Consider the following 23,918-nt stretch of genomic DNA (forward strand, 5'->3'; position numbering starts at 1 on the left):
GACGCCATCTCTGCAGCTGAAGGGCCCCGCCGTGAAGAAGACGTCAATCCGCACCCGCACACTCGCCCCCGCCGTGGTCCTCGCGGTGGGTGCGCTGGTAGCCACCCCCGCGATCGCGACCACCACGACAGACGCGGAGCAGACGCCCGACACGGCAGCCACTCCTGCCCCTGCCGCTGAGGCTGAGCAGTCCACGGACACCAAGACGCAGGAAGCCGAGACACAGGAAGCTGCGGAGGCCTCCCCGGCCGAGTCATCGGAGACCGCCGACGAGGGCGGCGCGGCGACTCAGGAGCCGGAGACGACGGCGACTGAGGAAACGACTCAGGGGCCTGCAGAGACCGAGGAAGCCGCGGTGGCGCCCGCGGTGACCTTCCCGAACCAGCCGTCCGGCGAGGTCGACCGCGACTCGGGCGAGTCGATCAGCATCAAGGTCGCCTACGAAGGAGTGCAGTCCCTCGACCCGATCACGGTGTACGTGAACGGGGAGAAGGTCGAGCACGGTGAGGGCTACGAAGCCATCCAGCAGACTGATTACTTCAACGGCGGGTTCTGGCTGCGCCTGGACGGCGCCTTCATGGATGCTGCGGGCTCCGCTTCAGACACGGTGGAAGTCCGTGTGGGCGAGGCACGCGGCACCATCCAGGTGAACGAGATCACTGAGGATCCGGCGGACATCTCGCCGTCCGTGGAGATGGACCACCCGCTGCAGGCAGCCGATGTCAGCCGCGACGGCATCGAGGTGCGGATCAAGACCGCCCCGAACGCCGAGGTCGACGTCTCCAAGGTCAGCGTCATGTTCGACGCGGGCTACACCCTCTCCCCCGAAGGCGACTGGAACGGCACCGCCGACGAGAACGGCGACTACACCTTCACCATCTCCCCCGACACGGAGATCACCAGCGGCTTCAACCCCGACCGCAACACCACGGTCGGACAGCTGCGCGAAGGCGACTCCGTCATCGTCCAGATCCGCAGCAACGGCAAGAACTCCTCCCACACCGCTTCGGTGGAAGGGGAGCACCCCGCCGACATCTCGCCGTCCGTGGAGATGGACCACCCGCTGCAGGCAGCCGATGTCAGCCGCGACGGCATCGAGGTGCGGATCAAGACCGCCCCGAACGCCGAGGTCGACGTCTCCAAGGTCAGCGTCATGTTCGACGCGGGCTACACCCTCTCCCCCGAAGGCGACTGGAACGGCACCGCCGACGAGAACGGCGACTACACCTTCACCATCTCCCCCGACACGGAGATCACCAGCACCTTCGACCCGAGCCGCAACACCACTGTCGGACAGCTGCAGGACGGTGACGGAGTCGTCGTCCAGATCAGCAGCAACGGCAAGAACACCTCCTTCGCCACGGAGATCGAGGGCGAGGCCGGGCAGCCTGCGGAGCCGACGGTCGAGTTCCCCGACCACCCGGACAACGCAGCCAAGCGCACCCTCGGCGAGGACTTCACCACCACCGTCGCCTACACAGGCGCAACCGAAGGCAACGAAGTCCGCGTCATCGTCAACGGCAACACCCAGACACACGGCGAAGGCACCTACGAGGCACCCGCCACCGTCACCGAGACCGACGGCGAATTCCAGGTCACCCTGCCTGCCGACTTCCTCGACGAGGTCCACTCCGGCACCGCCGACGACCAGGACGTCCTCCAAGTCCGCGTCGGCACCACCCGCAACCACATCCGCATCACCGAGACCGAAGCCGCAGCCGAGCCCACGGTCGAATTCCCCGACTACCCCGACAACGCAGCCGAGCGCACCATCGGCGGAGACTTCACCGCCACCGTCGCCTACACCGGCGCCACCGCAGGCGACGAAGTTCGCGTCATCGTCAACGGCACCACCCAGACACACGGCGAGGGCACCTACGACGCACCCGCCACCGTCACCGAAACCGACGGCGAATTCCAGATCACCCTGCCTGCCGACTTCCTCGACGACGTCCACTCCGGCACCGCCGACGACCAGGACGTCCTCCAAGTCCGCGTCGGCACCACCCGCAACCACATCCGCATCACCGAGGTGGAATCGGACCCGACGGAGGAGCCCACCGAGGACCCCACGGACGACCCGACCAGCGAGCCGACCGAGGACCCGACGGACGATCCCACAGGTGATCCGACGGATAGCCCGACCGAAGACCCCACGGATGACCCCACCGACGAGCCCACGGAGGATCCGAGTGGCGATCCCACGGACGATGGTGACGACGAGCAGTCCGCACCGGCCCTGAGCATCGAGCCCGACCGCATCAGCATGTCGGACTTCGTCGACCCGGAACGTGGCGTCACGCTGACGGTCACGGGTCTGGAGCCGGGTGACGACATCGACTTCGGCGTCGACCCGGCCTCCGGCCAGAACGTTGACCCGGCGACTCTGCCGGCAGTCGCGACGGAGGAGGGTGTCGCCTCGACCGTCGTGTACGGCGTCAGCTCAGCCGACGCGGCTTCCTACATCGGCGACTTCGACGTGACCGTCGACGGCATCGACGACGCCGAGGCCCGGGCCGGTTCGGAGGCCGCCTCCCCGACCCCAGCCGCGGCGGACGCCGACGCCGTCGGCTCCTTCACGGTGCTCTCCGATGAGGACGCGGACGACGAGCAGGACGGCGACCGCGACGACGACGCAGGCGACGAGGATGATCGCGACGGTGAGGGCGACCGTGGCAGTGATGACGATCGCGACGGCGAAGCCGGTGAGGACGATGGCTCCGGGAACGGCTCCGACTCCGACGACGATGCGAAGCGCGACGGCGGCAAGGACCTGCCCCGCACGGGTGGGGAGTTCGGCGGGTTGGCTGTGGGCGGCGCGCTGCTCGCGGTCGGCGCTGCGGCGGTCATCGTGACGCGCCGCCGTATGAACCAGGGCTGATTTCTGAACCAGGGCTGATCTCACTGCCGAACCCTGACCGAGGTTCGAGCGGCTGACTGTCGAAGGGGCGGTACCACTGGAGAGTGGGCCGCCCCTTCGTCGCGTCCCGACCCGGCGACGGCCACGCAGACGCACGTGCGAGCGGGGACGCAGACGCACGTGCAGGCAGGGACGCAGGCACCCGAGGCAGCTCTCGACGAGTCGCGACCGACGAATCTGCACATCGACCGTGACCATAAATGATCACAAGTTCCACTCACCTGATCATTCCCATAACGTCGTCGGCATACGCAGTCACATCCGCGCTGATTTTCTCCGAAAGGCCACTCCGTGAAGAAGCTCCTCCTCGCCCCCGCCGTAGCCGTCGCGATCACCGGTTTCGGTGTTGCACCTGCAATCGCGACCGGTACTGTCGCGCCAGTCACCGCAGTGGTCGACGTGGTCCCCAGTGCAGCCGATCAGCCCGAACCAGCGCCCACCACGGATCCCAACGTCTACGTCAGCCCTGAGGTCACCCCGGAGGACTTCAAGACCAGTGGCATCGGCGTCGTCATCGCGAACGCGGAGCCCGGCACTGACGCCTCAGACAGTCTGGTGGGCGACCCCTGGGAGGTCGATGAGACCGGCGCCATCCAGTGGTCGATCATCGCCGAATTCGATGCTGAGCCGGGGACCGTCTACGACGTCGACATCACCTACACACCGGCAGGCGGCGAGGAGACGACCGTCTCCGCGTCCTTCGAGGTCGTCGAGTCCTACTCCGACGAGACCGAGGAGCCCACGGAGGAGCCGACCGAGACGGCCGACCCGACCGAGGAGCCGACCGAGACTGCTGAGCCGACCCCGACGGACACGGCCGAGCCCACGGACACCGCGGAGCCCACCGCCACACCCACCGACGACGAGGACGACGCGGACGTCGAGTACGCGCTCGCCGTCGACCCGCAGGAGATCAGCCCGGCCGACTTCGTCGACCAGGACAAGGGCGTCACGCTCACCGCGCAGGGCCTCGAGGCCGGCGAAGAGGCGGAGTTCTCCGTCGCAGCGGCCGGCAGCAACGTCGAATCCCTCACCGAAACCGCCACGGCGGACGAGAACGGCGTCGCCGTGTGGAGCGTCTACGGCATCGACGACTCGAACCCCAGCGCCTACCTGGGCGACTACAGCGTCACCGTCACCAACGACGCCGGCGAGACGATCGACGGCTCGTTCACGGTCACCGACTCCGCTGACAACGGCGAAGGCGGCGAGGACGACTCGGACGACAACGGCGACGACCGTGATGACGAGGGCGGCTCCGACCTCCCCCGCACCGGTATGGAGCTGGGCGGCCTCGCAGCCGGCGCAGCCCTCCTGACGGTCGGCGCAGCCACCGTCGTGCTCAGCCGCCGTCGCTCGACGAAGGCCTGATCGCCGAGCGCTCCAGCGCTCAGCCCGGCTCTTCTGCCGGTGACAGAGGCCCCCACACGAATCGTGTGGGGGCCTCGGCTCATTCAGGACGCATTCGTTGCATAAGGTGGACTCATGACCTTCGACGCGGACACGCTCACCACAGAACTCGACCTTCGCACGCTGGGCGAGCGGTTCTACCTCAAGACGCTCGACCAGATCTCTCCCAAGGGGATGGTCGAACCGTCGCTGCTGCCCAACTGGACCCGCACGCATGTCGCGATGCACGTCGTCCACAACGCCGAGGGGTTCATGCGCCTCCTCCAGTGGGCGCGCACAGGCGTCGAGACCCCCATGTACCCCTCGCGTGCGGAACGGGACCAGGAGATCGAGGACTCGGTCGCCCACACCGGTGGTGAGGACGCCATCGCGATCGCGCACGAGGTCGTCGACGAGCTGGACGAGGCCATCGCGGCGATGGGCGAGAGCGACTGGAAGGCCCGCATCGTCTCCGGCCGTGGCGACGACATCATCGCCGCGGAGATCCCCTGGCTGCGGACCCGCGAGGTCTTCGTCCACGCGCTGGATCTGGGCATCGGTGCGACCGCACTCGATTTCCCCGCATCGATCGTCGATCGCCTATACGAGGACATCGCGCCGATCTGGGAGAAGAAGGGCGTGAGCGCCCACTACCGCCTGGAGCTCTCCGACCGGGACGAGGAGCGGATCATCCGCGCGGGTGACAGCACGGACGAGCCGATCGTCGTGGCGGGTGAATCCGCCGAGGTCCTGTCCTACCTCATGGGCCGCGGCTGGCCCCGCTCCACCGCCGATGACCGGCGCAAGGGTGTGCGCGGCGGAACCGCGAAGGACCTTCCGACCCCTCCGGCCTGGCTCTGAGCGACTGCTGAGCCTGGGCCGCCTACTGAGCCCTGGCCGGCTGCTGAGCCTGGGCTGGTTGCTGCGCCTCCTGTGCCGGCGGCTAAGCTCTGGCCGAACCGCGTCCGTGCGGGCGGTACACGACCAGTGCGGAACCGGGGGTGCGACGGCGCGGACGTTCGCCTCGGAGGATCGAGAAGACGTCCCCGCTGGTCCCTGCCGCGAACACGCGTGACGACGGATCCTGCTCCGTCTCCAGCCGCGTGACCTGATCCTCCAGATCCCGCGTCCGGGCCCGCACGCTCCTCAGCTCGTCCTGCAGGTCGAGGATCTTGCGGATGCCGGCGAGGTTGATCCCCTCCTCCTGACTCAGCCGCTGGATGAGCTGCAGGCGGGAGATGTCCTCAGCCGAATATCGCCGGCCGCGCCCCACTGTGCGCTCAGGAGTGACGAGCCCCAAGCGGTCGTACTGTCGCAGGGTCTGCGGGTGCATGTCCGCGAGCTCCGCGGCGACGGAGATCACATAGACGGCTGCGTTGGCGGGAATGCGCATCGTCCATCACGCCTTCCGTGCCCTGTCGTCGAGGCCCTCGCGCGGATCGATGCCTGCAGTGGCCTCACGGTAGGCGGCGACCGCATCCTGCGCCTCCTGGGGCAGGTCCTTCGGCACCGCGATCTCGACGGTGACGAGCAGATCGCCCGTGGCCTTCTTCGCCTCCACGCCCTTGCCGCGCACGCGCAGCACGCGGCCTGACGGAGTGCCCGCAGGGATCTTCACGCGCACGGGCTGACCGCCGAGCGTCGGCACGGAGACCTCCGCGCCCAGAGCGGCTTCCGCGAAGCTCACCGGGAGCTCCATCCGCAGGTTGTCGCCGTCGCGGGTGAAGACGGGGTGCGGCTTCACGTTCACCGTGAGGATGAGGTCACCGTCCTCGCCACCGTTCGGGCTGGACTTGCCCTTGCCCTTCAGCCGGACCTTCTGCCCGTCCTTGACGCCCACGGGCGTGCGGACGGTCAGCGGCTTGCCGCCGGGCATCGTGAGCTTGACCGATGCACCGTTCACCGCCTCGGTGAAGGAGAGGTTCGTCGACGCCTTGTAGTCGCCGCCCTTCGTGGGGCCGGTGGAGAACCCACCGCCGTAGGGCGATCCGCCGTACGGGGAACCGCCGCCACCGAAGCCACCGCCGAACCCGCCCAGCAGGTCCGACAGGTCGGGCGGCACGTCGCCGCCCGTGCGGTAGCGCGCACCGCCGCCGGGTCCGCCGCCGGTGTTGAAGAGCCCGGAGAAGACGTCCTCGAAGCCGCCTCCGCCGCCGGCACCGCCGGATCCCGCGCTGAACCGCGCACCGCGGCCCATCTGCCGGACCTGGTCGTACTGCTCCCGGGTCTCCGGGTCCGCCAGCACCTGCTGCGCCTGGCCGACCTCCTTGAACTTCTCCTCGGCCTTCGCGTCCCCGGGGTTCTGGTCCGGGTGGTACTTCCGCGCGAGCTTCCGATACGCCTTCTTGATCTCAGCGTCCGTGGCGTCCGCGGAGACGCCGAGGGTCTTGTAGAAATCCTTCTCGAACCAGTCGTTCTGGGGTCCTGTATTCACCTGGCACCTCCTTTCGTCTGCTGGGCGGCCACCGCACCCGTCCCCACGATCGCGGGGACGGGACGGTCACCGTCCGGATGAAGCGCCCGGACCGGCTGGAGCGCCGGTCCGGGCGAGGGGCCGAATCAGTCGGCCGGCTGCTGGACGCCCACGCGGGCCGCGCGGATGATGCGCTCCCCGTAGCGGTATCCCGGCTGCATGACCATGAAGATGGTCGGGCCGTCGACCTCATCGCTCGGCTGCTGCATGAGGGCTTCGTGGTAGGCGGGGTCGAATTCCTCCCCCGCCTTGCCGTACTGGACGACGCCGGCCTTCTCCAGCGTGGCGAAGAGCTTCGTCACGTGGACCTCGAAGGGACCGGTGACGTCGCCGTTCTCCTCGGCTAACCGCGCCTCGTCGAGCACGGGGATGAGTGCTTCGGCGAGCGACACGACGCCGCTCTCCTTCGCCCTCTCCTGCTCCCGCGTCGCCCGCATCCGGTACGCCGCGTACTCCGCGTTGATGCGCTGCAGATCCGCGAGACGCTCAGCGGCGAGCTGCGCGTCCTCAGACAGCGGCTCGTCCGTCGCCGCGTCGTCGAGCGAGGAGGCGTCGTCGGGGATGTCGATCCCCAGGTCCGCCGCGCTCGCGTCCGCGTCAGCGTCTGCGCCCTCGGCCTGGGCCGGGTCGTCTGCCGGCACGGCCCCTTCGGGGGCACCCGCTGCCGAGGCCCCCGCGGGGTCCCCGGCCCGCTCACCTGAGCCGGCCGGGGCCTCGGCGGCGGTCGCATCCGTGTCAGGAGCCTGCTGGGCCTCGGGCCTCAGCTCGCCCGTCTCCGGATCGACGCGTCGCTTGTCGGTGAACGAGAAGCCCGGTTCGGTGCGCCCGTCCTGGGGATCCTCGCTGCCGGTCACTTGTTCTCCTCGTCCTTGTCCTCGTCCACGACCTCTGCGTCGATGACCTCGTCCTCAGCGGCTTCCGATGCGCCTTCGGCACCCTCGGCACCGTCGGCGGCCTCATCGGCCTGCTGGGAGTAGATCGCCTCGCCGATCTTCTGCTGGTTCTCGACCAGGCGGTCGTAGGCGGTCTTGACCGCGTCCTCGTCCTCGCCCTTCAGAGCTTCCTTGAGCGCTTCGACGTCGGAGTTGATCTCCGTCTTCACGTCCTCCGGCAGCTTGTCCTCGTTGTCCGTGACGAGCTTCTCCGTCTGGTACGCGAGCGTCTCCGCGTTGTTGCGCGTGTCCTGCTCCTCGCGGCGCTTCTTGTCCTCTTCCGCGTGCTCCTCGGCCTCGCGGACCATGCGCTCGATGTCGTCCTTCTCCATCGCCGAACCGCCGGTGATGGTCATCGACTGCGCCTTGCCCGTGCCCTTGTCCGTGGCGGACACGTGCACGATGCCGTTGGCGTCGATGTCGAAGGAGACCTCGACCTGCGGGACGCCGCGCGGTGCCGGCGCGATGCCGGTGAGCTCGAACGTGCCCAGCGCCTTGTTGTCGCGCGTGAACTCGCGCTCACCCTGGAAGACCTGGATGGAGACCGACGGCTGGTTGTCCTCTGCCGTCGTGAAGGTCTCGCTGCGCTTCGTGGGAATCGGGGTGTTGCGCTCGATGAGCTTCGTCATGACGCCGCCCTTGGTCTCGAGGCCCAGCGACAGCGGGGTCACATCGATGAGGAGTACGTCCTTGCGCTCACCCTTCAGCACGCCGGCCTGGACGGCCGCGCCGACCGCGACGACCTCATCCGGGTTCACGCCCTTGTTCGGCTCGCGGCTGGCGAGCTTCTCAACTGCTTCGCTGACGGCCGGCATACGGGTCGAACCGCCGACGAGCACGACGTGGTCGATCTCCGACACGGTGACGCCCGCGTCCTTGATGACCTGCTCGAAGGGCTTCTTCGTGCGGTCGAGGAGATCCTTCGTGAGGTCCTCGAACTTCGCACGGGTGAGGCCCTCGTCCAGGTGGATCGGACCGTCCTCGCTCATCGACAGGTACTGCAGCGAGATGTTGGTGCTGGACGCCGACGACAGCTCCTTCTTCGCCTGCTCCGCAGCCTCCTTGAGGCGCTGCAGGGCGGTCGTGTCGTTGGAGAGGTCGACGCCGTCCTTGTCCTTGACCGTCTTGATGAGGTGGTCGACGATCCGCTGATCCCAGTCGTCGCCGCCCAGCTTGTTGTCGCCGGAGGTCGCGCGCACCTGGATCGTGGAGAAGTCGTCCTCGTCCTTGCCGACCTCCAGGAGGGACACGTCGAACGTGCCGCCGCCGAGGTCGAACACGAGGATGAGCTCGTCCTCCTTGCCGCGCTCCAGGCCGTAGGCCAGTGCTGCGGCGGTGGGCTCGTTGATGATGCGCAGGACATTGAGGCCTGCGATCTCACCGGCGTCCTTCGTAGCCTGGCGCTCAGCGTCGCCGTAGTAGGCGGGGACCGTGATGACTGCGTCGGTGACGTCCTCGTTGAGGTAGTCCTCGGCGTCGTGCTTGAGCTTCTGGAGGATGCGCGCGGAGACCTCCGGTGCGGACATCGTCTTGCCGCCCAGCTCCGTGGTCCAGTCCGTGCCCATGTGGCGCTTGACCGACGCGACGGTGTTCTTCACGTTCGTGACGGCCTGGCGCTTGGCGATGTCGCCGATCAGCGAGTCGCCGTTCTTGTTGACTGCGACGACCGACGGAGTGGTGCGTGCGCCCTCCGCGTTCGCGATGACCTTGGGCTCGCCGCCTTCGAGGACCGCGACGACCGAGTTCGTGGTTCCGAGGTCGATGCCGACTGCTCGTGCCATGTTTTCACTCTCCTAGCTGATGGAAGATCATTGAGCCGGTGCGGCTCAGGTTCTGTCGCAAGTCTTGCGAGTGGTCGGGGTCGATGTCAAGCCGAACCTCACCAAACCTGCGTGCACCTGACTCAACTCTTAGGAGTGGGGTGTTATTCCCGGTAGGTTCGCCTGGGTACGGTCCGGATCTGCAGGTTCCACCTGGCGCGCAGCGCAGGATGTCGCTCTCCGGATGATTCGCCGCACTCACGGCTTGCTGCCAGACGAAGCGCTCCATACGACCAGCTCTATACGGCCAGGGCTGTCCGCCGCGGCCCAGACCTGGCGGAATGGGATCCCCGACCGGCGGCCAGAGCCAGGAGCAGTCCCAGGAAGGCCAGCGCCGCTCCGACGAAGGCGGGCGCCTGGTAGCCGAGGCCCAGGCCGACGACCGCCGCACCCAGAGCGGCGCCGAGCGCGTTCGCAACGTTCAGGGCGGCGTGGTTCAGAGAAGCCGCGAGAGACTGGGCTTCGGGCGCCGAGTCCATCAGCAGTGCCTGCAGTCCCGGAATCAGGATGGAGCCCGTCATACCGAGGATGAAGACCATGATCAGGGCCGGAACCGGGTACGGCGAGACCAGACCGAACGTGGTCATGAAGACCACCATCGCGCTCGTGGCGATGTAGATGCTGCCGCGCACCGACCAGTCGGCCAGGCGCCCGCCCAGGAGGTTGCCGATCACCATGCCCACGCCGTACAGCCCCAGGACCACCGGGACGGAGCCGAGGGGAAGACCCGTCACGTCCGTCAGCGTCGGACTGATGTACGTGTAGACGGCGAAGAATCCCCCGAAGCCCACGATGCCGGTGAGCACGGCCAACCACACCTGACCACTGCGCAGTGCGGTGAGCTCCCGCCGGATGCTGGCCTCTGCGCGGGCCGGCTCGAAGGGCACGAACAGCTTGATGCTGATCCAGGTCAGGGCACCCACGAGCCCGACGACTGCGAACATCCACCGCCACCCGAGCTGCTGCCCCATCCAGGTCACGACCGGCACCCCCAGGACGTTCGCGATGGAGAGCCCCAGCATCACCCAGGCGATCGCGCGACCGCGCATGGTGGCGGGCACCAATGAGCCGGCGAGAATGGCGGCGAGGCCGAAATAGGCGCCGTGGGGCAGCCCGGAGAGGAACCGTGTGAGAAGCATCCACTCGTAGTCGGGCGCCACCACGGAGGACACGTTCGCGATCGTGAAGAACGCCATGAGCCACAGCACCATGGTCTTGTGCGGAACACGCGCGCCGATCGCCGTGATCACCGGCGCGCCCACCACCACACCCACGGCGTAGGCGGAGATCAGCAGTCCCATGTCCGGGTTGGTCACGCCCAGGTCGACGGCGCCCTCCTGGAGCAGGCCCATGATGGCGAACTCCGTGGTGCCGATGCCGAACCCGCCCATCCCCAGGGCGACGACGGCCACCAGCAGGGCCCTGCCCTCGAGTCGCGTGCTCGTGGGTGAGGAGGTGTGACTCATGCGGGATCCTGCCTTCGTGCTGTGCGTGGAGTGCGCGGACGCGGAGTGCGGCGGCACTGACGCAGACCCACAGCAGTCTATGGAACTCCGGCGCAGCGCTGGAATGCGGCAGGAGCGAGACACGCCCATGACGAAGATCCGCTGGCGCGCGTCGCGCTTCGGAACCTGAACGGCTCCTCTGATGACGCACCAGGGCACGGGACCGTACGCTGGGGACAGGGCGGTCACCGTGGACAGCCCGTACTCCCGAGTTCGTGAGGACAGACATGCCTGATCTGCACACCCTCGCCCGCACCCATCTGGCCAACGCGCGAGCCGACGAGCGCGGCCGCAGCGCTGAACTGGTCGTCCATGACGGCGAGCTGCGCCAGACCGTCATCGCACTCGCAGCCGACGTGCGGCTGCCGGCCCACAATTCGCCACCGGCGGCCAGCATCCTGGTGCTGACTGGCCGCATCCGCGTCGAGTTGGACGCCGATGTGCAGGGCGAGCTCGGCGAGGGCGAACTGTGGACGCTCACCCACGAGCGCCACTCCGTCCTGGCGCTCGAGGACAGCGCGTTCCTGCTGACCACGGTCACGAGCGTGGGGCGTCAGTCGTCCTCCTAGGACGTACTCCGGTGACCCCGCAGTGACGCTTCAGTGAACTCGTCGGGGACTGCCCCGTTCTGCGTTGACCGCGCCGGCCCGGACCGGTGGAATGGCACGCGTGAACAGCGCAGACGGATTCTCAGACGGCCACGCAGACGGTGATGCGGTCGGCAGCTCCGACACAGCGGGGACGACCGATCCCGTCACCGGGATCGGACGGCGGACCGTCCTCCGGACCGGAGCATTCGGCGCGCTGGGAGCAGCGGCCCTGTGGGGCCTCGGCAGCGGTCGAGAAGTCGCCGCCGCACCCGCGCACGATGGCGCGTTCGGCTACGGGGTGGCGTCCGGGGACCCCACCGCGGACTCCGTCATCATCTGGACCCGGTTCACCCCGCGCGTGGATGGCGAGCCCGCCCTCCCGGGCTCCGGACAGGGCGCGCCGACGCCGGTGCGCTGGACCGTCTCCCCCACTGCGGACTGCACGGAGGCCGTCGCGACCGGCGTGGTGACGACGTCGCCGGACTCCGACCACGTCGTCAAGGTCGACGTCACGGGGCTGGACCCGTACACGGAGTACTTCTACGTCTTCGCAGCAGGCGACGAGACGAGCGAGGTGGGCCGCACCCGCACGGCCCCCGACGAGCCGGGAACCACCCACGCGCTGCGGTTCGCGCAGGTGTCGTGCGCGAACTACACCGGCGGCCACTTCGGCACCTACGCGGCGATCGCAGAGCGCGACGACCTCGACTTCGTCCTGCACCTGGGCGACTACTTCTACGAGTATGGCAACGGCGACGACCGGTACGGCCCGGACGAGCTGATCGGAGAGCGCGACCACCGGCCGGCCCACGAGATCGTCTCGCTCGAGGACTACCGGACGCGGCTGGCGCAGTACCGGGCGGATCCCGACCTGCGCGAGGCGCACCGGCTGCACCCGTTCATCACCGCCTTCGACGACCACGAGATCACGAACAACGCGTGGTCCGACGGAGCGGAGAACCACAACGAGGGTGAGGGCGACTACGCCGCGCGGATGTCCGCGTCGTTCCAGGCGTACACCGAATGGCTGCCGATCCGCGTGGACCCGGCGACCACGGAGGACGGCACCGTCTTCCACCGGCGCTTCACCTACGGCGACCTCGCGGATCTGTCCGTGGTGGAGACGCGCCAGCACCGGTCCGAGCAGGTCGCGTCGTTCGTCCTGATCGGCGGCCCCGGCACGAACGAGGAGCTGAACGACCCGGACCGCCAGATCATGGACGGCGCGCAGATGGAGTGGCTGCAGGACGGGCTGACCGCGCAGCGTCGCTGGCACCTCGTGGGCAATCAGGTGATGGTGTCCCCGCTGGCGTGGCCCGGGCAGTACATGGGCGACGTCCAGGGCTCGGTCATGATCAACGGCGATGCGTGGGACGGATACCGCGCGGACCAGAAGAGCCTGCTGACGCACATGGCGCGCCAGCCCGCGTCCTCCGGGGACACCGTCATCCTGACCGGGGACATCCACTCCTGCTGGGTCGAGGACCTCGTGGCGGATCCGGATGCGGTCCTCGAGACCGCGATCCAGTCCTACCCGCCGGCGGCGCAGGCGGCCGCGGAGACGGCTGCGGCGAAGGGCGCCGCGACTCCGGCGGCGAACCCGTCGCCGGCACCCGCGGCGCGTGAGGGGTCGCCGATTCCGCCGATGATCGCGGAGCCGGTCCCCGTGCCGGAGCAGCTCACGTTCGCGTCCGATCCGGCACCGGCCGGCGTCGAGTTCGTGTGCCCGTCGATCTCGAGCGACGGCTTCTACGAGATCGTCCGCAGCGTCCTTCAGTCACCGACCGTGTCCGTGGGCGCGGTGAAGCTCGCGGAGGCCGTGCTGGGTGCGATCAACCCGCATCTGCGCTGGATGGACGGGATCGGCCACGGGTTCATCCTCATCGACGTGACCGAGGAGCGGGTGCAGGCGGACTTCCACCTCACGGATGAGCCGTCGTCGTCGCAGCCCGACCCCCGCGTCGATCCGTCCCACCGCCCGCACCATCGAGTGTCGTTCCAGACCCTCGCCGGCAGCCGGGCGACGAGTAAGGCGAGCGGCCCCGTGGGGCCCCGCAGCGATGCGCCCCGCCGTGCGGACTGCCCGCCGGTGCCGTCGGACGAACCGACGTCACCGCACCCCACCGCGACCGAGGCCCCCACACCGACCAGCGGTCCGACAACTTCCGGATCGCCAACGCCTTCCCGCACGCCTTCGCCGACCGGGACACCGGTGCCCTCCCGCACTCCGTCACGGACACCCGCGCCGAACCCCACGTCGGAACCCTCCCCGTCGCAGTCACCCTCGAGGCCGCCCCGGCCCGCACCCTCCGGATCACCCTCATGGCCGTCAGCGCCTCCGTCGGACGATCCTCGCCGCCACCCTCAGCCGGGCGGGTCTGCGTCGCCGCAGCCGAACGACCGACTGCCCCGCACCGGCGGGGAGATGGGCGGCGCGCTCGGCCTGGGCATCGCCGCCGTGGCAGGCGGGATCGGCCTCACTGTCGCGTCACGGCGGCGCCGGGCTGCGGCACACGACGCGCGCGACGCGCACGTGGCGCACGAGGACCCCGCGGCCTCGGGTGAGGACCAGGCCGACTGAGCCCCGTCTTCCCGCGGGGTCCTCCCGCGGACGCGCACGCCTTCCCGCCCTCACCCTGGTGCGGACTGCGAGTACACGGAAGAATGCGTGGGTATGGAACTGATCCCGTCCCTCGAGCTCCTCGCGGAGCAGACGGTGTCCGGGGTCGCATTCGTCACGGCGTACGGGTTGACGTGGCTGGTCTGCGGCATCCTGTGGCGTCGGACGTCCGCACGCACCGCGGCCTATGCCACGCTCTTCCAGGGGATGGTCGCGTTCCCGCTGGCACTCGGCGGATCCGCCCTCATCGGGGCGATCGGTCAGGGACGACCGGTGGCGGAGGAGATCACGCAGCTGTCCATCCTCATCGGCACCTCCCAGCTGTTGGGGCTGCCCCTGCTCATCCTCTTCGTCGTGAAGCGGTGGTACACGCTCGTGCCGGTCGCGTTCGCCACGCTCACGTCGATGCACTTCGTGCTCTACTCGTGGCTGTACCGGACGCCCGTCTATATCGTGCTGGCCATCGCAGTCGCCGTGGGTGCGGTGATCGTCATGGCCACGGCGCCCGCCGCAGAGCGCAAGGCCCGGGACGATGTGCGGCCGATCGAGCCCGCCACCACTACTGCTGGCAGCGCTGTCGACTCCGCTGTCGGCACTCCCGCCAACACCGCTGTCGGCATCTCCGCGAGCAGCACCATCGGCGCGGCGCGGGTCTGCATCCTCACGGGCAGCCTCCTGATGGCATCCGCCGCGGCGCTCGGGGTGCTCTACGCCGGCTGACCGCCCACGGCCTCAGCCTGCCGCGCGGCGGACGAGCTCCCGCAGCCGTGCCTCGACGTCGTCGGTGATGCCGAGCACTGCAAACGAGGTCGGCCAGAAGACTCCGTCGTCCAGGAGCGCGTCCTCGTTGAAGCCGATCGACGCGTACCGCTCCCCGAACTTCGAGGCGGGGGTGAAGAAGACGACGACCTTGCCGTCGCGCGCGTAGGAGGGGAACCCGTACCAGGTCTTCGGGTCCAGGTGCGGTGCCTCCTCCACGACGATCGTGTGGAGTCGGTTCCCGATCTCGTAGTCCGTCCCCTCGAGCTTGGCGAGCGTATCCGCGCACGCCTTGGCCTCCCGCTTCTTCTTCGCGGTCCCGCTTCCGCCTGCGCCCTCCGCCCGCAGCTCTGCGGCGCGCTCCTTCATCGCGGCGAGCTCCGCATCGCTGAAGCCGCCGTTCTGCGTGCTCTTCTTCCCAGCCATGTCACGATCATTCCACCTGGCCGCCCTCACCGCGACCCCTCTTGCGCCGCAATCACCGCTGTGGTTGATTCGGGGCATCGGCCTCGCAGCCGGCCCCTCCGCGACGAAGGTGTCCCCGTGCTCGACCCTCGCCTCACCGTCCTCCGCACCTTCGCCGCGCGGGAAACCATCGCGGCGACTGCCGAGGCCCTGGGCTACTCGCCCTCCGCGGTCTCCGCACAGCTGCGCGAGTACCAGCGGGCGCTGGGCGTCCGCCTCCTCGTCAAGGACGGCCGGGGACTGCGGCTCACCGCCGCCGGCGCGGAACTCGTCGAACGGACGGACGACCTCGTCGCTCAGTGGGAGGAGATCCACGCTGCGGTCCGCGACGCGGCCGAACGCCTGACACCTGCGATCGTGCGCCTGGGCGGGTTCTCCACGGCGACGGGATCGCTGCTGTCCCCCGTCGCCGCACGCCTCCGCGCGCGTCACGAGGGGCTCGAGGTCCACATCGTCGAGGCGGACCCAGCCCGCTGCGTGGACCTGCTCACGGCCGACCGGCTGGACATCGCGGTGATCGTCGCGATGCAGATGACGCACGAGCTCGATGAGCGGAGGATCGAGCAGATCCCGCTCCTCGACGATCCGCTGGACGTGCTCGTTCCCGCCGATCATCCGCTGTCGGGACGAGAGTCCGCGGGTCTCGACGAACTGGGCGGGGATCCGTGGATCACGGATCGACCGGGCACCCCGTACCGGGCACTGTTCGTCACGGCGTTCGCGGCCGCCGGCGCCACCCCTCGAGTCGTCCACCAGGTCTCCGACTGGGGCTCGCAGGAATCGCTGGTGAGCGATGGGCTGGGCGTCGCGTTCATCCCCCGTCTGATGCGGCTGAGCGGAGATGCGCGAGCCGTCCGCGTCCCCCTGCACGGCCCGTCGGCTCCCAGCCGCCGGATCCTCGCGATCATGCGCCGCGGTGCGAGCTCGCACTCGCTCTTCGCCGAGGCGCTGACCGAGCTGCGCTCCGCCGCCGAGGCCACCCGCGCCCCCGACTGAGCCCGCACCTCCCAGCATCCGGCCCGCCCACCAGGGCGGCCACGCCCGCGGAATGGGCGACGTCAGAGTCCGCGGCCACGCCCGCGCAGGGGCGACGTCGGATTCTCAGAGGACAGCCCGGACCGCGGTCTCGAAGTGCTGGACGTGCTGCCGTGCGAGAGCCTCAGCCGTCTGCTCGTCTCCCGCCAGGATCGACTCCAGGAGCGGGATGTGCTCGCGGATGTGGTCACTCATCACCGGCAGCCGGTCGATGAGGAGGCACCACAGGCGAGTGACGAGCCCGTCCAAGCGCACCAGCGTCTCCTCGAGGTATGGGCCGGACGCTGCCCGGTCCATGATCCGGTGCACGGCCAGATCCAGCTCCATGAGGTCGCGGCGCGACTCCCTGCCCGTCACGGCACGCACTGAGTCGAGCACTGCCGCGAGTGCCGCGGACGATTCACCCCCGCGCACGGAGGCCGCCCGGCGGGCTGCGAGCGGGACCAGCACCCCGCGGATCTCGGAGATCTCCGCGAGGTCCGTGAGATCCACGGCGGAGGCGAAGGTTCCGCGTCGCGGGTAGGTCACGACCAGATGATCCGCCTCGAGTCGCTTCAGCGCTTCCCGCAGCGGGGTGCGGCCCACCCCGATCTCGTCGGCGAGCAGGGATTCGGACAGAGGATCGCCGGGGCTGATGTCGAGGAGGACGAGGCGCTCGCGCAGCACGCGGTACGCCCGGTCCGCCAGAGTCTCGCCGGCGGTTGCCACGTCGGCCGTCATATCTGTCGTCTCCCTGTTTTCGGTCACCGTCATCCCGGCAATCGTCATCCCGACCGTGTCCTCCGAGCCTCCGGCTCCCGGTTCGCGTCGCCCCGGTCCTCGCCCTCGCCCTCGCCCTCGCCCTCGCCCTCACATCCTGCCGCACCTCTTGCGCGTCACGAGGACCTCGTCCTATCATAAACACACAACTGATATATCAGTTGCGGTTCACAATCACAGCCGGCGCGAAGGAGCGCATCCGTGGCCGATCAGCTGCCGGAGCACCCGGCATTCCTCTGGCGGAATCCTGACCCGAAGCCCTCGTACGATGCGGTCATCGTGGGCGGTGGCGGGCACGGCCTCGCGACCGCCTACTACCTTGCGAAGAACCACGGGATGACGAACATCGCCATCCTGGAGCGCGGGTGGCTCGCCGGCGGCAACATGGCCCGCAACACCACGATCATCCGGTCGAACTATCTGTGGGACGAATCGGCGGCGATCTACGAGCACTCGATTCGGCTGTGGGAGCAGCTGCCGGAGGAGCTCGACTACGACTTCCTCTTCTCACAGCGCGGCGTGCTCAACCTCGCCCACACCCTGCAGGACGTGCGGGAGTCCCGACGACGCGTGGGCGCCAACCAGCTCAACGGCGTCGACGCGGAGTTCCTCGATCCCGACCAGGTGAAGGAGGCGTGCCCCATCATCAACGTCTCCGACGACATCCGGTATCCGGTCATGGGCGCCACCTACCAGCCGCGCGCCGGGATCGCGAAGCACGACCACGTCGCATGGGCCTTCGCCCGTGCCATCGACGCGATGGGCGTCGACATCATCCAGAACTGCGAGGTCACGGGCTTCATCAAGGACGGAAACCGGGTCGTCGGAGTGGAGACGGATCGTGGGCGGATCGGTGCGGGGAAGGTCGGCCTCGCGGCGGCGGGACACTCGAGCGTGCTGGCGGAGCGGGCCGGCCTCCGCCTGCCCATCCAGTCCCGCCCCCTTCAAGCGCTCGTGTCCGAGCTCTTCGAACCCGTCCACCCCACCGTCGTCATGTCGAATCACGTGCACGTGTACGTATCGCAGGCGCACAAGGGCGAGCTCGTCCTGGGCGCGGGGGTCGACGCGTACAACGGCTACGGGCAGCGCGGCGGCTTCCATATCATCGAGGATCAGATGGCCGCGGCGGTGGAGCTCTTCCCGATCTTCTCCCGCGCTCACCTGCTGCGGACGTGGGGCGGTGTCGTCGATACGACGTTCGACGCCTCCCCGATCGTCTCCCCCACCTCGATCGACGAGCTCTACGTGAACTGCGGCTGGGGCACGGGCGGCTTCAAGGGGACACCGGGAGCGGGCTACACGTTCGCGCACACGATGGCGACAGGGTCCCCGCACCCTCTGAATGAACCGTTCCTCCTGGACCGGTTCGAGACCGGCCACCTGATCGACGAGCACGGCGCCGCCGGCGTCGCGCACTGACGGACCTCACTGATCCCGCACGCTGACGGACCATTCCCACACCCCTGCCGAACCGCACCGGCACACCCCCGACGAAAGGCCTGACGGTCATGCTCCTCATCGACTGCCCCCACTGCGGGCCCCGGGACGAAGTCGAGTTCCACTACGGAGGCCAAGCGCACGTGCCGTATCCGGAGGATCCCTACGCACTCACAGACCGCGAGTGGGCCGAGTTCCTCTTCTACCGCGACAACCCGCGCGGGCCGTTCGCGGAACGCTGGCAGCACAGCGTCGGCTGCCGCAAGTGGTTCAACGCGGTCCGTGACACCGCGACCTACGAGTTCCTCGAGGTCTACCCGATGGCGGCGCCGGCGCCCTCCGCAGGGGGCGGCCTGACTGGAAACGGCCCGGTTGGAAGTGGCTCAACTCGAAGTGGCCCGGTTGGAAGCGGCTCAGCTGGAAGCGGCTCGGCATGACTGCAGGACGCGTGGGGCCAGACTGCTCCCCCGGCCACGGCATCGACCGGACCGCACCGATCACCGTCACCGTCGACGGCAGACCGATGGCCGCGTTCGCCGGTGACACGGTGGCGAGCGCCCATATCGCCTCGGGCCGGCTCTCGTGCGGCCCGTCGCTGTACCTCTCCCGCCCCCGCGGCATCGTCGCGGCCGGGGTCGAGGAGCCGAACGCCCTCCTCACGGTCGACGCGAGGACTCCCGGCGGCCCGTCCGAATCGATGCTGCCGGCGACCACCGTCGAGGCGGTGGAAGGGTTGAGCGCCCGCTGGCTGCAGGGCATGGGCGTGCTCGACCCCCTCGGCGATGACGCCTACTACGACAGGAAGTACGTCCACACCGACGTGCTCATCGTGGGCGCCGGCCCAGCGGGGATCGCCGCCGCGCGGGAGGCGGCGAAGACCGGGGCGCGCACAGTGCTCGTGGACGAGCAATCAATGCCCGGCGGGTCCCTGCTGTCCGGCAGGGGCGAGACGGTCGACGGCGTGGACGCCGTGGCGTGGGCACGAACCGCCCTGGAGCGCCTCACCGGACAGCCGGACTTCGCGTACATGCATCGCACCACCGCGATCGGTTCGTACGATGCGAACTACGTCGTGGCCGTCGAGCGGCGCGCGGCGGACGTCGACACCCCTGCCGCGCCCGGCGTGCCGCGGGAGAGGGTGTGGCACATTCGTGCGAAGCGCGTCATCCTGGCGACCGGGGCCCACGAGCGCCCCCTCGTCTTCGCAGACAACGACCGACCGGGTGTCATGCTCGCCGGTGCGGTGCGCACGTATCTGAACCGCTACGCCGTCGCCGCAGGGAAGAACATCATCCTCGCGACGACCGATGACAGCGTCTACGGACTGCTCGAGGATCTCCACTCCGCGGGAATCGCCGTTCCACTCGTCGTCGACTCCCGGCCGGAACCGTCCGCCCGGGCCCGAGCAGCACTCGAGGCGACAGGAGCACGGGGTGCGTTCGGCGCGGCAGTCGTGGGGACCTCGGCGGGTGCGGACGCTTCGACGGAGGTGGGCACCTCGGAAGGGGTGGGAACCTCGGCGGACGGACAGGCAGACGCCGGAGACGAGGGCAGGGTCACGGCGGTCTCGTTCGCACCTGTGGACGAGTTCGGGCGCCCCAGCGGTGACGTCGAGACCGCCGCGGCCGACACGCTCGCGGTCTCCGGCGGTCACTCCCCCGTCCTCCACCTCCACACCCAACGACAGGGCCGTGTCCACTGGGACGAGTCACTCGCGGCCTTCGTGCCCGAAGCTCCGGTGGCCGGGCAGGCCGTCGTCGGCTCAGCGAACGGGGCGGTCAGCCTCGGTGTGGCGCTCGAGCAGGGTGCGCACGCAGGCCATTCGGCGGCCGCGGAGACCGGGGCGCGGGGGCCGCTCGTGGTGCCCACGGCCTCGGCTGTGGCACCCGGGCCCGTGCGCCCGCTCTGGCTCATCGCCGCGCCCCACGGGTCCGCTGCGCCGGGATCTCCCGACCGGGACGGTGGCCCCGGAGAAAGTGACCTCGGAGAGAGCGCCGCCAGCGACGGCCGCTCTGGGGTCGGTGACTCCAGAGACGACCGTCCTGGGACCAGTGACGACGAAGACGATGACGCGGCTTTCGCACCCGAACGGTGGTCGACCCACTTCGTCGACCTCCAGCGGGACCAGACCGTCGCGGACGTCCTCCGCGCGATCGGCGCGGGGATGCGGTCGGTCGAGCACATCAAGAGATACACGTCGATCTCGACCGCCGGCGACCAGGGCAAGACGAGCAGCGTGAACGCCATGGGCGTCATCGCCTCACTCCTGGAGGACGCGGACCCCGCGTCGGTGGGGACGTCGACGAACCGGCCGCCGTATACGCCCGTGGCCTTCGCAGCTCTGGCAGGCAGGCGCCGCGGCGAACTGTACGAGCCCGCGCGGGTGACGAACATCCACCCGTGGCACGTGGCCCACGGCGCGGAGTTCGAGGATGTGGGCCAGTGGAAGCGCCCCCGATACTTCCCCCGGACGGACGAGGACATGGATGCCGCGGTGCTGCGCGAATGCGCGGCGGTGCGGACCACTGTCGGGTTCCAGGACGTGTCCACCCTGGGGAAGATCGAGATCCGCGGGACGGATGCCCCGGAGTTCCTCAACCGGATCTACACCAACGGCTTCGCGAAGCTGCCGGTGGGCAGGGGACGCTACGGACTCATGTGCGGAGCGGACGGGATGCTGTTCGACGACGGCGTGACCATGCGGCTGGCTGAGGACCGCTTCCTCATGACGACGACCACCGGCGGTGCGGCGGGTGTGCTCGACTGGCTCGAGGAGTGGCACCAGACGGAGTGGCCGCACATGGACGTGTTCTTCACGTCCGTGACGGAGCAGTGGAACACGATCGCAGTCGCCGGACCCCGATCGCGGGACGTCGTCGCGAAGATCGCACCCGACATCGACGTGTCGAACGAGGCGTTCGGCTTCATGGAGTTCCGGGAGGCGCAGCTGTCGAACGGCATCCCCGCCCGCATCTGCCGCATCTCGTTCTCCGGGGAGCTCGCCTTCGAGGTCAATGTCTCCGCCTTCTACGGGCTGGCCGCGTGGGAGCTGGTGGCCGAGGCCGGCGAGGAATTCGACATCACCCCCTACGGCACGGAGACGATGCACGTGCTGCGCGCGGAGAAGGGCCTCGTCATCATCGGCCAGGACACCGACGGCACCGTCACCCCGCACGACGCCGGCATGGGCTGGGCGGTGTCGAGGCTCAAGGACTTCATCGGCAAGCGGTCCTTCCAGCGCGCGGACACCGTCCGGCCGGATCGCAAGCACTTCGTGGGCGTCCTGCCGGTCGACGGGGTGACCCGGCTGGACGAAGGTGCACAGCTGATCGCCGCAGGGACCCCGGTGACGCCGGAGGCGGGGCCCGTGCCCATGATCGGGCACGTCACCTCCTCCTACGTGTCCGCGGAGCTGGGCCGACCCTTCGGCCTGGCACTCGTGGAGAACGGCTTCAACCGGATGGGTGAGATCGTGCAGTCGCCGGTGGACGGGACGCTCGTCGACGTCGAGATCACCTCCTCCGTCTTCATCGACCCGGAAGGGAAGCGCCGAGATGGCTGATCCACACACACCCGCGCCGAGGCCGGAGCCCGTGCACCTGCGCCGTTCGCCGGCACACGGAGCAGCCGCGGAGATGGCAGCGGCGTCCGTCGCAGGACCGCCCGGCGTGATGCTGCGCGAGATCGCATTCGCCCCACAGCTGGGGGTCCGCACAGTCCCCGGCAGTGCGAGCGCCTCCCGCATCGAACGCGCTCTGGGAGTGAGCCTGCCGAGCAGTGTCGGGGAGACGACCGGCGATCCGGATGCGCTGCACTGCGTGTGGATCTCACCCGATGAGTTCCTCACGATCGACGTGTCGCGCACGCAGGAGCACGGGGAGGCCGGCGCAGTCGCCGCAGCGCTGGATGACGATCGACCAGGGGCAGGGCGGGTGCCCGGACAGGTCGTGGACCTGTCCGGCAATCGCGCGATCCTGGAACTGACCGGGCCCAGCGCGCGAGCGGTGCTCGAGAAGGGCTGCCACGTCGATCTCCATCCGCGGGCGTTCCCCGTGGGACATGCGGTGTCGACGCTGGTGGGGCCGGTTCCGATGATCGTCCACCGGTCGCACGGGGAGACCTTCCGGCTGCTACCCCGGTCGTCCTTCGCGCAGTACACGGTGCGCTGGCTGATCGACGCGATGCTCGAGTTCCGCACGATCAGGGCGTAGATTCGGCGCCACAGCTGCTCAACCCAGGAGACGAAGATGTCTGCACGCACAGCCAGCGCCCCAGCCCAAGACCTCGACCACGTCGTCACCTTCGCCTGCGCGCAGCGCCGCGGGATCGTCCATGCGCTCACGGGTGTTCTCGTGGAGCACGGCGGGGACATCATCGAGCTCAAGCAGTTCGACGACCCGCTCACGGACCACTTCTTCTCTCGCATCCGCTTCTCGCTCCGGGAGGGGACGGACCTCGAACGTGTGCGCGCGGACTTCGCCGCGCTCAGTGGTGAGTTCGACGCTGAGTGGTCGTTTCGCCCGACCGAGCAGAAGCAGCGTGTCCTCGTCATGGTGTCGAAGTTCGGCCACTGCCTGAACGACCTGCTCTATCGCGCGCGGATGGGCGAGCTGAATGCGGAGATCGTCGCGGTCGTCTCGAACCATCCCGATCATCGTCAGACCGTCGAATGGCACGGCATCCCCTTCTTCCACGTGCCCGTCACGAAGAACACGAAGCCGGAGGCGGAATCGAAGCTGCTAGACCTCGTCGACAGGTTCGACGTCGACCTGGTGGTGCTGGCCCGATACATGCAGATCCTCTCCGACGAGCTCTCGCGCGCTCTGACAGGCAGGGCGATCAACATCCACCATTCGTTCCTGCCATCGTTCAAGGGTGCGAAGCCGTACCACCAGGCCTACGCGCGTGGCGTGAAGACGGTGGGCGCGACAGCCCACTACGTGAACGACGAACTGGACGAGGGGCCGATCATCACGCAGCAGGTCATCGAGGTAGATCACACGTTCGGACCGGAGGATCTGGTCGCGGCCGGCCGTGACTCGGAGAACAAGGCGCTGGCTGATGCGGTGAAGTGGCACTGCGATTCACGGGTCTTCCTCAACGGCGATCGGACCGTGATACTCAGGTGAGCGAACCTCTGCTGTGACGGATCAGGCGGGCACGTCTGCCGCGGACGTTCTGCGTGTTCAGTCGCGGACGCGGCGCCTCCGTCTG

General features: G+C 69.0%; 19 protein-coding genes. 12 read left to right on the forward strand and 7 right to left on the reverse strand.

The window, feature by feature from the left end:
• The first annotated feature begins 31 nt into the window (after positions 1–31).
• The 3 genes from FM105_RS14605 to FM105_RS00185 all read left to right on the forward strand — a co-directional run bounded on the left by FM105_RS14605 (position 32) and on the right by FM105_RS00185 (position 5,170).
• The gene (locus FM105_RS14605) at positions 32–2,881 is read left to right on the forward strand and encodes a PT domain-containing protein (protein ID WP_087002922.1); all 2,850 of its coding nucleotides are present in this window, start codon (positions 32–34) and stop codon (positions 2,879–2,881) included.
• Positions 2,882–3,211: 330 nt separating this feature from the next.
• Complete coding sequence (locus FM105_RS00180; RefSeq protein ID WP_087002925.1) at positions 3,212–4,291, forward strand: hypothetical protein; 1,080 nt, start codon at positions 3,212–3,214, stop codon at positions 4,289–4,291.
• Between the two features lie 114 nt (positions 4,292–4,405).
• Positions 4,406–5,170, forward strand: coding sequence for a maleylpyruvate isomerase N-terminal domain-containing protein (locus FM105_RS00185; RefSeq protein ID WP_087002928.1), 765 nt, complete (start codon positions 4,406–4,408; stop codon positions 5,168–5,170).
• An 82-nt stretch (positions 5,171–5,252) separates the two neighbouring features.
• Here FM105_RS00185 and FM105_RS00190 read toward each other — a convergent pair whose 3' ends face one another.
• The 5 genes from FM105_RS00190 to FM105_RS00210 all read right to left on the reverse strand — a co-directional run bounded on the left by FM105_RS00190 (position 5,253) and on the right by FM105_RS00210 (position 11,000).
• Positions 5,253–5,702, reverse strand: coding sequence for a heat shock protein transcriptional repressor HspR (locus FM105_RS00190; protein WP_087002931.1), 450 nt, complete (start codon positions 5,700–5,702; stop codon positions 5,253–5,255).
• A gap of 6 nt (positions 5,703–5,708) precedes the next feature.
• Positions 5,709–6,743 carry a DnaJ C-terminal domain-containing protein gene (locus FM105_RS00195; protein ID WP_087002934.1) on the reverse strand — a complete coding sequence of 345 codons (1,035 nt, stop codon included), beginning with the start codon at positions 6,741–6,743 and terminating at the stop codon, positions 5,709–5,711.
• A gap of 125 nt (positions 6,744–6,868) precedes the next feature.
• Positions 6,869–7,636: a nucleotide exchange factor GrpE gene (locus FM105_RS00200; protein WP_087002937.1), complete on the reverse strand. Its 768-nt coding sequence runs from the start codon at positions 7,634–7,636 to the stop codon at positions 6,869–6,871.
• Positions 7,633–9,495 carry a molecular chaperone DnaK gene (gene dnaK, locus FM105_RS00205; protein ID WP_087002940.1) on the reverse strand — a complete coding sequence of 621 codons (1,863 nt, stop codon included), beginning with the start codon at positions 9,493–9,495 and terminating at the stop codon, positions 7,633–7,635. The genes FM105_RS00200 and dnaK overlap by 4 nt, the downstream gene beginning before the upstream one ends.
• 278 nt (positions 9,496–9,773) lie before the next feature.
• Positions 9,774–11,000, reverse strand: coding sequence for an MFS transporter (locus FM105_RS00210; protein WP_087002943.1), 1,227 nt, complete (start codon positions 10,998–11,000; stop codon positions 9,774–9,776).
• A gap of 266 nt (positions 11,001–11,266) precedes the next feature.
• Between FM105_RS00210 and FM105_RS00215 the strand changes: the two genes are divergently transcribed.
• The 3 genes from FM105_RS00215 (at position 11,267) to FM105_RS00225 (ending at position 14,969) form a co-directional block, all read left to right on the forward strand.
• Positions 11,267–11,608 carry a cupin gene (locus FM105_RS00215; protein ID WP_087002946.1) on the forward strand — a complete coding sequence of 114 codons (342 nt, stop codon included), beginning with the start codon at positions 11,267–11,269 and terminating at the stop codon, positions 11,606–11,608.
• A gap of 100 nt (positions 11,609–11,708) precedes the next feature.
• Positions 11,709–14,210: an alkaline phosphatase D family protein gene (locus FM105_RS00220; RefSeq protein WP_179206993.1), complete on the forward strand. Its 2,502-nt coding sequence runs from the start codon at positions 11,709–11,711 to the stop codon at positions 14,208–14,210.
• A 93-nt stretch (positions 14,211–14,303) separates the two neighbouring features.
• Complete coding sequence (locus FM105_RS00225) at positions 14,304–14,969, forward strand: DUF7010 family protein (RefSeq protein ID WP_087002953.1); 666 nt, start codon at positions 14,304–14,306, stop codon at positions 14,967–14,969.
• Between the two features lie 12 nt (positions 14,970–14,981).
• Here the strand turns inward: FM105_RS00225 and FM105_RS00230 are convergent, their stop codons facing one another.
• Positions 14,982–15,434, reverse strand: coding sequence for a hypothetical protein (locus FM105_RS00230; protein ID WP_087002956.1), 453 nt, complete (start codon positions 15,432–15,434; stop codon positions 14,982–14,984).
• A 117-nt stretch (positions 15,435–15,551) separates the two neighbouring features.
• On the opposite strand from FM105_RS00230, the gene FM105_RS00235 reads away from it, so the two are divergent.
• Positions 15,552–16,469 (forward strand): LysR family transcriptional regulator, encoded by a 918-nt coding sequence (locus FM105_RS00235; protein ID WP_087002959.1) that lies wholly within the window; start codon positions 15,552–15,554, stop codon positions 16,467–16,469.
• Between the two features lie 105 nt (positions 16,470–16,574).
• Here the strand turns inward: FM105_RS00235 and FM105_RS00240 are convergent, their stop codons facing one another.
• The gene (locus tag FM105_RS00240; protein ID WP_087002962.1) at positions 16,575–17,228 is read right to left on the reverse strand and encodes a GntR family transcriptional regulator; all 654 of its coding nucleotides are present in this window, start codon (positions 17,226–17,228) and stop codon (positions 16,575–16,577) included.
• Positions 17,229–17,468: 240 nt separating this feature from the next.
• On the opposite strand from FM105_RS00240, the gene FM105_RS00245 reads away from it, so the two are divergent.
• The 5 genes from FM105_RS00245 to purU all read left to right on the forward strand — a co-directional run bounded on the left by FM105_RS00245 (position 17,469) and on the right by purU (position 23,833).
• Positions 17,469–18,686: a sarcosine oxidase subunit beta family protein gene (locus FM105_RS00245; protein ID WP_087002965.1), complete on the forward strand. Its 1,218-nt coding sequence runs from the start codon at positions 17,469–17,471 to the stop codon at positions 18,684–18,686.
• Between the two features lie 89 nt (positions 18,687–18,775).
• Positions 18,776–19,141, forward strand: a complete 366-nt coding sequence (locus FM105_RS00250; protein ID WP_087002967.1) for a sarcosine oxidase subunit delta — start codon at positions 18,776–18,778, stop codon at positions 19,139–19,141.
• Entirely contained in the window at positions 19,138–22,266 is a 3,129-nt protein-coding gene (locus FM105_RS00255) for a 2Fe-2S iron-sulfur cluster-binding protein (RefSeq protein WP_087002970.1), read from the forward strand. The genes FM105_RS00250 and FM105_RS00255 overlap by 4 nt, the downstream gene beginning before the upstream one ends.
• Positions 22,259–22,915 (forward strand): sarcosine oxidase subunit gamma, encoded by a 657-nt coding sequence (locus tag FM105_RS00260; RefSeq protein ID WP_087002973.1) that lies wholly within the window; start codon positions 22,259–22,261, stop codon positions 22,913–22,915. Before FM105_RS00255 ends, FM105_RS00260 begins: the two co-directional genes overlap by 8 nt.
• 36 nt (positions 22,916–22,951) lie before the next feature.
• Positions 22,952–23,833: a formyltetrahydrofolate deformylase gene (gene purU / locus FM105_RS00265; protein WP_087002976.1), complete on the forward strand. Its 882-nt coding sequence runs from the start codon at positions 22,952–22,954 to the stop codon at positions 23,831–23,833.
• Positions 23,834–23,918 lie beyond the last annotated feature (85 nt).

The sequence above is a fragment of the Brevibacterium yomogidense genome, from assembly GCF_900163715.1.
Classification (GTDB): domain Bacteria; phylum Actinomycetota; class Actinomycetes; order Actinomycetales; family Brevibacteriaceae; genus Brevibacterium; species Brevibacterium yomogidense_A.